We start from the raw sequence: 12,725 nt of genomic DNA, 5'->3' as shown, positions 1-12,725 counted from the left end.
GAGTACCCGTGACGTGGCTCATGCCGGCGCTGCCCCTCGCGGGTGCGGCCGTCCTCCTGCTCATCGGCCGCCGGGGCGACGCCTGGGGGCACCTACTGGGCTGTGCGATGGCCCTCGGGTCTTTCTTGGTGGCCGGCGTCGCCTTCCTCGGCATGCTCGGCCGAGCCGGCGGCGAGCGAGTGGTGCACGAAACATTGTTCAGCTGGGTTCCCGTCGGGGCGCTGCACGTTGATTTCGGGTTGACCCTCGATCAGCTGTCCGTGTGCTTTGCACTGTTGATCACCGGGGTCGGTTCACTGATCCATATCTACTCGATCGGCTACATGGCGCACGACGCAGACCGGCGACGGTTTTTCGGATACTTGAACCTCTTTCTGGCGGCGATGCTGCTGCTGGTGCTGGCCGATAACTTCCTTGGTTTGTATGTGGGCTGGGAGGGCGTCGGCCTGGCGTCCTACCTGTTGATCGGCTTCTGGTACCAGAAGCCGTCGGCCGCCGCCGCGGCCAAGAAGGCCTTCATCGTCAACCGGGTCGGTGACATGGGGCTGGCGCTGGCCATGATGCTCATGTTCGCGACATTCGGCTCTGTCGGCTTCATACAGGTGCTGGGCTCGGCGAGCGCGGCCGGCGAGAGCCGCAATACCGCAATCGGATTGGCACTGCTGCTGGCAGCATGCGGAAAGTCGGCCCAGGTGCCGCTGCAGTCCTGGCTCGGCGATGCGATGGAAGGCCCCACTCCGGTCTCCGCGCTCATCCACGCGGCCACCATGGTGACCGCGGGTGTCTACCTGATCACCAGATCGGGGCCGATCTTCGAACACGCTCCGTACGCCCAGATCGCGGTGGTGCTCGTCGGCGCCGTCACGCTGCTCTTCGGGGCAATCATCGGTTGCGCCAAGGATGACATCAAGAAGGCGCTCGCCGCGAGCACGATGTCTCAGATCGGGTACATGGTGCTGGCGGCGGGCCTCGGGCCCGCAGGCTATGCGGTGGCGATCATGCATCTGCTCACCCACGGATTCTTCAAGGCCGGGCTATTCCTCGGAGCCGGTTCGGTCATGCACGGCATGAATGAGGAAACCGATATGCGTCGCTATGGCGGGCTGCGCACCGTCATGCCGATCACCTTTGTCACCTTTGGGTTGGGATACCTTGCCATCATTGGTGTTCCACCATTCGCGGGCTTCTACTCGAAGGATAAGATCATCGAGGTGGCGTTCGGCCACGGCGGCGCGGGCGGATTCCTGCTGGGATCGGCGGCACTGTTGGGGGCAGGGATCACCGCGTTCTACATGACCCGGGTCATGCTGTTGACCTTCTTCGGGGCGAGACGTTGGCACGAGAACGCGCATCCACATGAGTCGCCGTCGGTGATGACCTGGCCGATGATGGTGCTTGCGGTCGGGTCGGTGGGGGCCGGATTTGCACTCAGCTTTGGTGGCGCCCTGCAGAATTGGCTGGAACCGGTTGTCGGCGCCCATCATGGCGAGATGCCTGTCCCGGCTTGGGGCATCAGTGTCGCCACCGTCGCGGTGGTGCTTTGCGGCGTGGGTATCGCCTACCGGATGTACCGGGGTGAGGTCGACGAAGCGGCGCCGCAGGGTTCCGTGCTCACCGTCGCCGCGCGGCGGGATCTTTACGGCGACGCGTTCAACGAGGCGGTGTTCATGCGTCCCGGCCAGCGGCTTACCCGTGGCCTGGTGTTGGCCGACGACCGGGCGGTCGACGGCCTGGTCAATGGTGTGGCCTCCACGCTCGGCGCCGTATCGGGGTGGGTACGGCATCTGCAGACAGGTCACGTCCGCTCTTACGCGTTGTCCATGTGTGCCGGTGCGGCACTGGTGGTCGCGGTGTTGATGGCAGTGAGGTGGTGAGTGTCGTGGGTGCCGTGACAGCGCTGTGGCTCATTCCATTGCTAGGCGCCACCGTCGTATTGGTGATGCCGACCCAGCGGCGGGTGTTGGCGAAATACGTCGCGCTGGGCGCCTCACTGCTCGTGTTGATCGTCGCGATCGGACTGGCGGTTGCGTTCGATCCCACGGGCCCGCAGTACCAGTTCGTCGAATCTGCCTCCTGGATACCGGCATTCGGGATGAAGTATGCGGTGGGTCTTGACGGGATCGGCCTCGCGCTGGTGCTGCTGACCGCGGGGCTTCTTCCTGTGCTACTGCTGGCCGGATGGGATGACGGAGCAGGAGTCCCGGGGTACGGCAATCGCCCCTTGGCGCAACGCTATGTGGCGCTGATCCTGATCGTGGAATCCATGGTGCTGCTGTCCTTCTCTGCTCTGGACGTGCTGCTGTTCTACATATTCTTCGAGGCGATGCTCATCCCGATGTACTTCTTGATAGGAGGATTCGGGAGCACACATTCCGATGCCAAGCAGCGGTCGCGTGCGGCGGTGAAGTTCTTGATGTACAACCTGTTCGGTGGTCTGATCATGCTGGCGGCCGTGATCGGGCTGTATGTGGTGACCGCGCGGGGCCAGGCCGGAACGTTCGATCTGCGGGACATCACCGAAATGGTCGCGACCGGCACGTTGGGCATCGATCCGGGTGTGGCGAAGGCGCTTTTCCTGGGGTTCATGTTCGCGTTCGCCGTGAAGGCTCCGCTGTGGCCGCTTCATACCTGGCTGCCCGATGCCGCTGTGCACGCAACACCCGCCAGTGCGGTGCTGATGATGGCGATTGTGGACAAGGTGGGCACGTTCGCGATGCTCCGGTATTGCATCCAGCTGTTCCCCGATGCCAGTAGGTATTTCACGCCGCTGATCATCACGCTTGCGGTCATCGGCATCATCTACGGTGCCGTCGTGGCGATCGGTCAGACCGACGTGATGCGTTTGATCGCCTACACATCGATATCGCATTTCGGGTTCATCATCCTGGGTATCTTCGCGATGACCAGCCAGGGTCAGTCCGGTTCGACGCTGTACATGGTCAACCACGGCATCTCCACCGCGGCCCTGATGCTGGTGGCAGGATTTCTGGTTTCCCGCAAGGGATCTCGACTCATCGCGGAGTACGGCGGAGTGCAGAAGGTGGCGCCGGTCCTTGCCGGATCGTTCTTGGTGGCGGGTCTGGCCACCTTGTCGTTGCCCGGCTTGGCACCGTTCATCAGTGAATTCCTGGTATTGGTGGGTACTTTCACGCGCTACCCGGTGGCCGCGGCGTGCGCGGTCATCGCATTGGTGCTGGCGGCGATCTACGTGTTGTGGATGTACCAGCGGATGATGACCGGGCCGTTGGCGCCGGGTAATGAGACGATCGGCGATCTGAAGCGTCGTGAGCTGGTGGTGGTAGCGCCGTTGATCGCGCTTCTGCTGGTATTGGGCATCTATCCCAAACCGCTGTTGGACATGGTGAATCCTGCCGTCGAGCAGACGCTGCGGACCGTCAACGAAAAAGATCCGCCGCCCGTCGTGGCCGATATTGCCCTCCGACACGGTGAAGGCGAGCAACGATGACCGATATCGGGATTCTTCCGGCCCCGCCGGTTGCGTACGGCGCGCTGTCTCCCATGCTGATCATGTTCGGGGTCGCGGTGGTATCGGTGCTCGTGGAGGCATTCGTGTCGCGGCGGCACCGGCTCAACACTCAAGTGATGCTGACGACAGGCGGAATCCTCGGTGCCCTGGTGGCCGTGGTGGCCCTGGGTGGTTCGCATCAGGTCGTCATGAACGGTGCGGTGGCGATCGACGGCCCCACGCTCTTTCTGCAGGGACTCATCCTGGTGGCGTCCGGGCTGGCGCTGACGGTCATGGCGCAGCGCAGGACGATCACGGTTGTCCCGAGCGCGGTTTCCGCCGGGGCCAGCAGCGGATTGGATGCCTTCGCCGCGCAGGCGTCCAGCGTTCCCGGCAGCGAATCGGAGCGGGTGCTCAACCGCACCGGCATCACGCAAACGGAGATCTTCCCGCTGACGTTGTTCGCGATCGCCGGAATGATGCTCTTTCCCGCGTGCAATGACCTGCTGACGATGTTCGTCGCGCTGGAGGTGTTTTCGCTTCCGCTCTATGTGATGTGCGCACTGGCGCGGCGTCGCCGGCTGCTGTCCCAGGAATCGGCGCTCAAATACTTTCTGCTGGGCGCATTTTCCTCGGCCTTCTTCCTGTTCGGATCGGCTTTCATATACGGATACGCCGGAACGGTCGAACTCGGCGCCGTCGCGCGAGCCATCAACGCCGATGCGGGGGAGCGATCCTTCCTGCTACTGGGTGTGGCCATGCTGTCGGTGGGGTTGCTGTTCAAGGTGGGGGCGGTACCGTTCCATTTCTGGGTGCCCGACGTGTACCAGGGAGCGCCGACGCCGGTGACCGCATTCATGGCGGCCACCACCAAGATCGCGGCCTTCGGCGCGCTGTTGCGGGTGCTGTACGTCGCGCTGCCGGGAATCACTGCCGATTGGCGGCCGGTACTGTGGGCGGTAGCGATTGCCACCATGCTGATCGGATCGATCGGAGCGGTCACGCAGGCCGACGTCAAGCGCATGCTGGCCTATTCGGCAGTGGCACATACCGGATTCCTGCTCACCGGGGTGGCCGCGGCCAATGAGCGGGGTGTGTCATCGACGTTGTTCTATTTGGCCGCATACGGTTTCAGTACCGTGGGGGCGTTCACCATCGCCGGTCTGGTGCGCTCGGGTAACGCAGATGACGGCGCTGACGGCGACTTCAAGGATGACGACGAGGTCACCGAGCTGAGTCGATGGGCCGGAATCGGTCGCCGTTCACCGGTGCTGGGCATCGTGTTCGCGTTGTTCCTGCTGGCATTCGCGGGGATTCCGCTGACGAGCGGATTCGTCAGCAAGTTCGCGGTGTTCGAGGCCGCCGCATCCGGAGGTGCCGTGCCGCTGGTGGTGGTGGGTGTGATGTGCAGCGCCATCGCGGCGTATTTCTATGTGCGCGTCATCGTGGTGATGTTCTTCGCCGATCCGGTGGAGGACTCGGGGGTACTTCGCTTCCCCGGCCCCGCGGTGACCATATCGATCGGAGTCAGCGCGCTCGTCACCGTTCTGCTCGGTGTGGTGCCCCAGCCGTTGCTTGATCTCGTGGGGAATCTCGCCATCTTCGCCAAGTGAGTCCGGTCACCGTCGGTCGGTGTTCGACACGCCGTCCTGGGTGCCGACACGCCTCCGATTTGGGTGGAATACGGCGTGTCAGCGCATGTCGTGGCCGGGATGTCACCACCTGTGGCGTGTCCATTTACCGACGAGTAACCTACGGGACCGTAGGGTGAAGGTATCGTGGGCGCGAAAGGAGGCCGATGGCAATCACGGACATCTCGGCATTCGCGCATCTCACCAGCGAGGACGTCGAGAACCTGGCCGTCGAGCTCGATGAGCTGCGACGTGAGATCGAGGAGTCGCGCGGTGCACGCGACGCTCGGTATATCCGCCGCACCATCGCAGCGCAGCGTGCCCTTGAGCTGAGCGGCCGTGTGCTGTTGGCCGCGAGCAAGAAGCGCTCCGCGTGGTGGGCCGGAACACTGACATTGGCTGTCGCCAAGATCATCGAAAACATGGAGATCGGCCACAACGTTCTGCACGGTCAGTGGGACTGGATGAACGATCCCGAGATCCACTCCTCGACGTGGGAGTGGGATATGGCCGGTGCCGCCAAGCACTGGCGCGTTACGCATAACGTCGAGCACCACAAGTACACCAACATCCTCGACATGGATGATGACGTCGGCTACGGGATCCTCCGAGTCACGCGCGATGAGCCGTGGAAGGTGCGCAACCTTCTGAACATGCCGCTCAATTTCATTCTCGCGGCGGGGTTCGAATGGGGAATCGCTCTGCAGCACCTGGAGTTCCGGAAGATCTGGACAAAGGAAACGCGTGCGTCGACCATCCAGCGAGTGCGTGAACTGGTCATGTCGGCGGGCTCTCAGGTCTTCAAGGACTACGCCGCATTCCCGGCGCTCACCGCACTTTCTCCGGGCGCGAGCTATCGGTCGACGCTCACCGCGACGGCCACGGCCAACCTGATCCGAAACTTCTGGTCCAACGCCGTCATTTTCTGCGGTCACTTTCCTGATGGGGCCGAGAAGTTCTCCGTGACCGATATGGAGAACGAGACGCGGGGCCAGTGGTATCTGCGCCAGCTGCTGGGCAGCGCGAATTTCAACGCCGGGCCCACCATGAGGCTGATGAGCGGCAACCTGTGTCACCAGATCGAGCACCATATCTACCCGGATCTGCCGAGCAACCGTTTACACGAGATCTCGTTGCGGGTACGAGAGATTTGCGAGCGCTACGACCTGCCCTATACGACCGGTTCGATGTTGTTCCAGTACGCCAAGACGTGGCGCACGATCGCCAAACTGTCACTGCCGGACCGATTCCTGCGTGCCACGGCGGACAATGCGCCGGAAACCCGCAGTGAGCGGATGTTCGTGGTCCTGGAGCAGCCCTCGACTGCCGAGTCGGATTCGGTGCCACGGCGTGGGCTCAAGACCGCCATCGCCATGGTTCGGGAACGCCGTCGCGCCAAGGTTGCGGTCTAGCCCGCCAGCCCTGTCGTGGTGAGGTTCTAGCTAAATCTGCCGGTCACGTCGCGTTCGTCGATGTTGATGATTCCCCCGCGGAGACGGGCGGAACGCGATATGTAGAGATGTGTGACCACGTATGTAGCGGCCCCGGTAGTGACTCAGGCGGGCCCGGGGAACGGCCCGGTCGTGCCCCCCGCGGACAGGCCCACCCGCTCATTTGTCGGCTTCCTGACGATGGCGCGGGATGCGTTCGTTGCCATGCTGACTCGCCCACCCGCAGTGCGCGAGTTCTTCCGGCAGGCGGCGGCGATAGCCAGAGTGTCGGTGTTGCCGATGTGCATGGTGGCGATACCGCTGGCGGTGGTGATCGTCCTCGTCCTCGAGGCGTTGGTGTTTGGTCCGACAGGATTCCCGACGCACGCGATCTTGGTGGCCGCGGCCACCGCTGCGACAGTGGTCTTCGCCGAGGCCGACTCCGCGCGAATACAACAGGACATTGATGCCATGCGCGGCAGAGGTATCGATATCACGCACGGATACGTTGTCCCGCGTGTCCTCGCCACCGCGGTCGCCGCGGTGCCGTTGGCATTCATAGCCGTTGGGGCGGCGGGTGTTTACTTCTTTTCGGCCTTCGGTAAGCACACCCCGTTGAGTCTCTTCATCGGGAACTTGATGCAGCTCATGAGCCCAGTGAATGTCCTGATCGTGGTTATCGAGGCTGCGACTCTGGGTCTCATCGCGGGGCTCATCGGCTGCTACCGAGGTGCCACCGCGGACAGCGGGCCCGCCGCATAGGCACCCGCGATCACCGCGTGGTCAGCAGGGTCGCCAGCCGAAATGCGGGTACGACCAGGCTGGCGGCGCGTAGTCCGAACCTCTGCAGGCTGCGGCTGCGTACCAGGGGCCCGAACCCGGCGAGCTGCGCGGCGCCGTAAAGCATGTCCCAGTCGGTATCGATGTGGGTGATCTTGAAGTCCTCGGTCAATGTATAGCGGTCGATGCCAATGAAATCCAGGCAGCGGCCCGTTCCCTTGAGTTTGGCTCCGGTGTTGGGCTCGATGGTCTGGCCGATCATGCGGCCGATGCCGCGCCACGGAATGGTCACCCGCCACTGGCCGTCGAAGTAGTCCCAATAGGGCAGTGATCGGTTGGTCCCGTCCTGTGGGTAGAAGGCGAAATCGGGAAAGACGTCAAAGGCGGCCTGGCAGTTGTCGATCGTGAACTGGCGTCCGAGCCGATTCTCCTGGAACGTCGAGCTGTCGATGTAGCTACAGTCTTCGGCAAGGCAGTAATCTATCTTCTTGATGTCCTGTTCGGCCCAGGCGTCGAACCAGGTGTGGGCGAACTCGGTCCGGCCCTCAGCGGGCAGCCCGCGCTCGATATCGTTGTTTTCTTGTTGCTGAACCTTTTTCCAGAAATCGGGCATCAGTGCTTGGTGCTTCGCGTGCTCCGGAGAAGGGCCCAACTGTTCCAATCGGCTCATCGTGTTCCTTTCGTGGTGGGAAATGTGTTTACTCGCGCCAGGTTTCAACGAGCGAACAGCCGTGTCGGGAGGCCGCCGGCAAGGCCGGTGGATACTCGTACGCGGTGTCTCGGTGTCCAGCCGTCGCGGATTTCGAATGCGTAGCGCTGCAGGATGGCCCCCAGGACCAGGGTTCCCTCGATATAGGCCATCCGGGTTCCCATGCACTTGCGGGGCCCGATGCTGAACGGCAGGAATGCATTTCGGTTGATCTTGTCGGTCAAGAACCTGTCGGGATTGAACTTCTCGGGTTCTGTCCAGAACCGCGGATCGCGCTGCAGCGCGTACTGCGTGATGATGACCTGTGAGCCCCGCGGGATGAAGTAGCCACCGATCTCGTCGTCCTCGACGGCGGTTCGGACATTGGCGGGTGCGGCCTGAAAGCGTTGCGCCTCATCAAAACAAGCCCTCAGATACTTCAGGTTCTCCAGGTCGTCGTACTCCAGCGTTTTGCCGCCGAGGGCGTCGATCTCCGCGTACGCCTTACCCAGTGCGATCGGGTTGCGGCAGAGCAGGGCGATGGTCCACGCAAGTGCGGCGGCGGTCGTCTCGAATCCGGCGAACACCAGGCCGGCGGCCTCGGAGCGTCGTCGCCGCTCCTGCGTCTGGGGGCAGCCGTCGAACTCCAGCCCCACCAAGGCATCCACCAGGTCTGGTGTGTCGGACGCCGGGCATCGCCTGCGCTCGTCAACGAAGCGATCGAGGATGCCGAAGAGCTCCTCCTTGGCCTCTTCGCCGCGGCGGCGCAAGGGATTCGGTATCCAACTGGGCAGGAAATGCAGGGCCACCCGGCTGATGACGTAGACGCCGTAGCGGCGCGCGCCGTCGCCGGCATGATCGATCTCGTTGGGGCTGAGCCGAACCTTGAACATCGAACGCATCAGCCCGTCCATCACGACCGCGCCGAGTTCGTGCTCGAGGTCCACCAGCTCGCCGCTATTCGCGTGCCGTGACCAGGCATCGACCCGGTCGGTGATTCCCTCCATCATCAGCGGGGTAGCACCTGCCAGCGCGCGTTCGCCGAAGTATGGGTTGAAGGCGGTACGGACTCGTTTCCACTCCTGCCCCTCAAGCAAGGGAAGTGCGACGGGCTCACCGGAAACCAGCTCGATGGTGGCCTCGTGCTTGACATAGCGGTCGTGGTGCCGGGTGAAGACGTGGTCGACGTAGTCGGGATGGTTGATCAAGGTGAGGGTGAGAGATGGCGTGGGGCCGGTGAACAGCCGGACGATGTCGCCGTACTGGTTCGCGATCTTGGGTAGCAGCAGATAGGGCAGGCGAGACGGGTCGCCCATGCAGCTGAGCCCCAGTAGCGCCGCTCGATGGATCGGTAGCCGTGGCAGAAGCCGGGGCCCTTGAGGCGACGGTGTTTCCTCGGGGTGGACGTTGATGTCGATGACGTGCATGCGCCTGTCCTCTTCGGTCGGTCACGGTTCTGGTGGCGAAGTGTATGGCGGATTCGAGGGGTATGCAATACTGAATCAAAATTAGTTCATTGATTCAAACCCCAGGTAGAGTCCTCGAAGGGAGTGGTCGTGAGTCGCATCGACATGGCAACGAACTCCGCGGCTACTATCGGCTCCGTGGGAGAGCTCGACTCATTGCTGCGGCAGCTGACCACGGGAACCCTCTCGGAGACGAATGTGGCGACGTCCCGCTTGTTAGACGCCGCGCGCGAGGAGTTCATCGCCCATGGCATCGCCCGCACCGCGGTCGGCGATATCGCTCGGCGCGCGGGCGTGTCACGTCCGACGCTGTACCGCAAATGTGGTGACAAGGAAGATATTGTCGCGGCCGTATTGGTCCGGGAGACAACGGAATTCTTTGTCCGGGCGCAGGCGGTGCTCACGCCGTTGTCGAACGCGGAAGACAGGATGGTCGAGGCGTTCGTCATGGGAATGGGGGAGGCGCGTGACCATCCTTTGGTCATGGCGTTGAAAGAATTCGACGCTGAATCCTTCTCGCGCAACGTCTTCGATGTGAACACGGCCGGATATCAAGGCCTGCTGACGGTCATCGCCGAGTTGTTGGCCGACGGCGCCTATCCCGTTCCGGCAGTGAAACGGGCACTGGACTTGGCGCTTCGGCTGACCTCGACGTTCTTGGTCAATCCCTCGGCCCTGCTGCCGACCGATACCGACGAGAACACCCGGGAGTTCGCGATCAGGTACCTACTGCCGCTTATGCGCGCGGCCCGCTAGCGTTTCGTGGCGAGGACACTTCGTATCCTGTACGGGTGGCAACAGTCTTGACGGTGAATGTGGGGGAGCTGCGGTCGAATCCCACGGGCGGGCCGGTACCGACCGGGATCGACAAGCGTCCAACGGATTCGGCGATCGCTGTGCGTGCACCTCTCGAAGGCGCGGGCAGCGGACTGGCGGGTGATGCCATCGGTGACCACGGCGTGCACGGCGGTGACGATCAGGCCGTATATGCCTACGCCCGGGAAGATCTCGACTGGTGGCAAGGCGAACTGGGCCGCGACCTGGGCAACGGGCAGTTCGGTGAAAACCTCACCACCCGCGATATTGACGTGACCGGTGCACGGATCGGCGAGCAATGGCACATCGGTGCTGACGGGCTCGTGTTGGAAGTTTCGTCACCGCGGATACCGTGCCGGACGTTCGCGGCCTGGCTCGACCAGCAGGGTTGGGTTAAAACCTTTACCGTACAGGCGGTTCCAGGTGCATATCTACGGGTGATATCTCCCGGGGCGGTACGTCAGGGCGACTCCATCACCGTACGGAACAGCCCGGATCACGAGGTAACCGTTGGACTGGCATTCCGCGCGCTGACTCGTGAACCCGCCCTACTTCCGCAACTTTTGGATGTACCCGCGTTTCCGGAGCACATCAAGGAAACCGTGCGTCGCAGGAGCGGTGCGTAACGCACTGTGGCACTTATCGCCGCTGAACCAGCACCGTTTGCGCGCTGGAGCCGATGTAGCCCCGGCGGTCAAAGATTTCCGCGGTGGTCACGCCGATGCCGTCGGGCCCTACGGACATGCGGGCCCGTACGCCGAACTCGTCACCCTGGGGGATTCGGTGTACGTGCATCACGGTGTCGGTGTTCATGTACACAAATCGCAGCGGGTTCAGCACCGCTCCGATCCCGTTGGCGGAGTCGATCACCGACGCCAGGCGCTGCCACGGCGTGGTGGGTTCGGTATCGACGATATGCACGTGCGGCCGCATCCAGGCCACCTGTGCTTCACCGTCGGGTACCGAAAACCACTGAAAATCAACAGATTTAGCGTATCCGGAGCCATCGAATCCGGGTGGCTTCGGAGCGGCGGGATAGTCGGGCAGCGGCGGGTATCGGTCACTTGCCTTGTCGGCCGTGACCGAGGTCGCCAACAACCACGCGCTGGCGCGGGCGACCGCGCGGTATCCGCCACTGGTGTAGGCCTCCATCTCGGCAACCGCCAGTGCGATCCGGCGGCCCGGCCGCTCTATCCATGCCCGTACCCGCACCGGCTCCAGCGGAACCGGGCCCAGGATATCGAGTGCGACGCGGCCGATCCGCAGGCTCTCGCGCGCCTCGGGCAACTCTTCGATGGCCTTGAGCAGCAATGCCATCGGGGGCGAGCCATGCTGCAGATTCGGGCCCCAGCCGCTGGCAGTGAGTTCGGTGGACTCGAACACCTGCAACTCGCCGTCAGCGTCCAAGCGCCGGTAATAACAGCCCGTCGGGTCCTTCGTCATGCGGCATCTCCCGGAATGGCGGTCGCGGCGTCTTCGATATCCGCTTCGGAGACACCGTAATCAGCGGGCCACCCCGGGTAGGGCGGAGGCGTGCCGCCGAATGCTGGGCACAGCGACTGGTGGGCGCACCAAGCGCACAACCTGGATGGATTGGGGCGAAAATCGCCTGTGGCGCCGATGTTTTGAATCGTCCGCCAGATGGCCATCAGGGTCTTCTCGAACTTGAGCAACTCGGCTTCGTCCGGTGAGTAGTCGAGAACCTCGCCATCGGACAGATACAGCAGCCGCAACCGCCGGGGCACCACGCCGCGAGTGCGGTACAGGGCGACGGCGTAGAACTTCATTTGAAACAGCGCCTTGGCCTCGAACAAGGCACGGGGTGCGCGCCCCGTCTTGTAGTCGACCAGTCGCATCGCGCCGCCGGGTGCGATATCGATGCGGTCGATGAAACCGCGCAGCATCGTCCCGTCGGCCAGCTCTACCTCGACGCGTTCCTCACAGCTGTCGGGATCGAACCGGGTGGGGTCTTCGAGTCGGTAGTAGCCAGATAACAGGTCCCGTGCCTCGTCGAAGAAGCCGGGAAGGCGCTCGGCCTCGACCACCTCGGCCAGCTCGGGATTCGATTCCACCAGGCGGTCCCAGGCCGGCTCCACCAGGCCGGCAGCGGTGGCGTACTCACGCTCGGCGGCAGGCCGCGCGTACAAATCCTCCAGGGCCGCGTGTACGAGGCTGCCGCGGACCTGTGCCGTCGAGGGTGGTTCGGGGAGCCGATCGATCGCACGGAAGCGGTACAACAGTGGGCACTGTTTGAAGTCGCTCGCCCGCGAGGGAGACAGCGCCGGACGGCGCGTCGGCCGGTCCTGCGCGGAGTCACTCATAGCTGGCAGCCTAGGCACGGAGTCCGACAGGTGCCGACGCCACGCCGCGCACAAAACCGGTGGGCGTTGTTCAACACATGTCACAAGTCGTCCCCAAAATATCCGTACTGCCAGTAACGTGCACCTC

The 12,725-nt window shown here is 63.3% G+C and carries 11 protein-coding genes; 7 read left to right on the top strand and 4 right to left on the bottom strand.

Annotated features, from left to right (window positions below; translation table 11 throughout):
* Window positions 1-8 precede the first annotated feature (8 nt).
* The 5 genes from nuoL to B4393_RS16030 all read left to right on the top strand — a co-directional run bounded on the left by nuoL (window position 9) and on the right by B4393_RS16030 (window position 7,289).
* Entirely contained in the window at window positions 9-1,874 is a 1,866-nt protein-coding gene (gene nuoL, locus B4393_RS16050; protein ID WP_109558555.1) for an NADH-quinone oxidoreductase subunit L, read from the top strand.
* Window positions 1,871-3,466: an NADH-quinone oxidoreductase subunit M gene (locus B4393_RS16045; protein WP_109558556.1), complete on the top strand. Its 1,596-nt coding sequence runs from the start codon at window positions 1,871-1,873 to the stop codon at window positions 3,464-3,466. Before nuoL ends, B4393_RS16045 begins: the two co-directional genes overlap by 4 nt.
* Window positions 3,463-5,079, top strand: a complete 1,617-nt coding sequence (nuoN, locus tag B4393_RS16040; protein ID WP_078334935.1) for an NADH-quinone oxidoreductase subunit NuoN — start codon at window positions 3,463-3,465, stop codon at window positions 5,077-5,079. Before B4393_RS16045 ends, nuoN begins: the two co-directional genes overlap by 4 nt.
* Window positions 5,080-5,264: 185 nt before the next feature.
* Window positions 5,265-6,509, top strand: a complete 1,245-nt coding sequence (locus B4393_RS16035; protein ID WP_078334934.1) for a fatty acid desaturase family protein — start codon at window positions 5,265-5,267, stop codon at window positions 6,507-6,509.
* A gap of 111 nt (window positions 6,510-6,620) precedes the next feature.
* On the top strand, window positions 6,621-7,289 hold the full coding sequence (locus B4393_RS16030) for an ABC transporter permease (RefSeq protein ID WP_078334933.1): 669 nt from the start codon (window positions 6,621-6,623) through the stop codon (window positions 7,287-7,289).
* A 10-nt stretch (window positions 7,290-7,299) separates the two neighbouring features.
* Here B4393_RS16030 and B4393_RS16025 read toward each other — a convergent pair whose 3' ends face one another.
* Both B4393_RS16025 and B4393_RS16020 read right to left on the bottom strand, forming a co-directional pair.
* On the bottom strand, window positions 7,300-7,977 hold the full coding sequence (locus B4393_RS16025) for a nuclear transport factor 2 family protein (RefSeq protein WP_078334932.1): 678 nt from the start codon (window positions 7,975-7,977) through the stop codon (window positions 7,300-7,302).
* A gap of 44 nt (window positions 7,978-8,021) precedes the next feature.
* A complete protein-coding gene (locus B4393_RS16020) occupies window positions 8,022-9,422 on the bottom strand; it encodes a cytochrome P450 (RefSeq protein WP_078334931.1) in 1,401 nt (466 codons plus the stop codon).
* A 144-nt stretch (window positions 9,423-9,566) separates the two neighbouring features.
* Here B4393_RS16020 and B4393_RS16015 point away from each other — a divergent pair, with 144 nt between their 5' ends.
* Together B4393_RS16015 and B4393_RS16010 are read left to right on the top strand one after the other, a co-directional pair.
* Complete coding sequence (locus B4393_RS16015; protein WP_413816151.1) at window positions 9,567-10,217, top strand: TetR/AcrR family transcriptional regulator; 651 nt, start codon at window positions 9,567-9,569, stop codon at window positions 10,215-10,217.
* A 35-nt stretch (window positions 10,218-10,252) separates the two neighbouring features.
* Entirely contained in the window at window positions 10,253-10,903 is a 651-nt protein-coding gene (locus tag B4393_RS16010; protein ID WP_109558558.1) for an MOSC domain-containing protein, read from the top strand.
* 13 nt (window positions 10,904-10,916) lie between these two features.
* On the opposite strand, the gene B4393_RS16005 is transcribed toward B4393_RS16010, so the two are convergent.
* On the bottom strand, window positions 10,917-11,720 hold the full coding sequence (locus tag B4393_RS16005) for a thioesterase family protein (RefSeq protein WP_078334930.1): 804 nt from the start codon (window positions 11,718-11,720) through the stop codon (window positions 10,917-10,919).
* A complete protein-coding gene (locus B4393_RS16000) occupies window positions 11,717-12,598 on the bottom strand; it encodes a RecB family exonuclease (RefSeq protein WP_078334929.1) in 882 nt (293 codons plus the stop codon). The genes B4393_RS16005 and B4393_RS16000 overlap by 4 nt, the downstream gene beginning before the upstream one ends.
* Window positions 12,599-12,725 lie beyond the last annotated feature (127 nt).

Origin of the sequence: Mycobacteroides franklinii (assembly GCF_002013895.1) — a bacterium.
In the GTDB taxonomy this organism is placed as follows: Bacteria; Actinomycetota; Actinomycetes; order Mycobacteriales; family Mycobacteriaceae; genus Mycobacterium; species Mycobacterium franklinii.
The sequence above is the reverse complement of the archived record's forward strand: the minus strand, read 5'-3'. Positions and strand labels throughout refer to the sequence as shown.

Excerpts from the sequence above, each read along its gene's own strand:
- B4393_RS16000 (WP_078334929.1), bottom strand. The coding sequence starts at position 12,598 with ATGAGTGACTCCGCGCAGGACCGGCCGACGCGCCGTCCGGCGCTGTCT.
- B4393_RS16025 (WP_078334932.1), bottom strand. The coding sequence starts at position 7,977 with ATGAGCCGATTGGAACAGTTGGGCCCTTCTCCGGAGCACGCGAAGCAC.
- nuoN (WP_078334935.1), top strand. The coding sequence starts at position 3,463 with ATGACCGATATCGGGATTCTTCCGGCCCCGCCGGTTGCGTACGGCGCG.
- B4393_RS16015 (WP_413816151.1), top strand. The coding sequence starts at position 9,567 with ATGGCAACGAACTCCGCGGCTACTATCGGCTCCGTGGGAGAGCTCGAC.
- B4393_RS16005 (WP_078334930.1), bottom strand. The coding sequence starts at position 11,720 with ATGACGAAGGACCCGACGGGCTGTTATTACCGGCGCTTGGACGCTGAC.
- B4393_RS16035 (WP_078334934.1), top strand. The coding sequence starts at position 5,265 with ATGGCAATCACGGACATCTCGGCATTCGCGCATCTCACCAGCGAGGAC.
- B4393_RS16020 (WP_078334931.1), bottom strand. The coding sequence starts at position 9,422 with ATGCACGTCATCGACATCAACGTCCACCCCGAGGAAACACCGTCGCCT.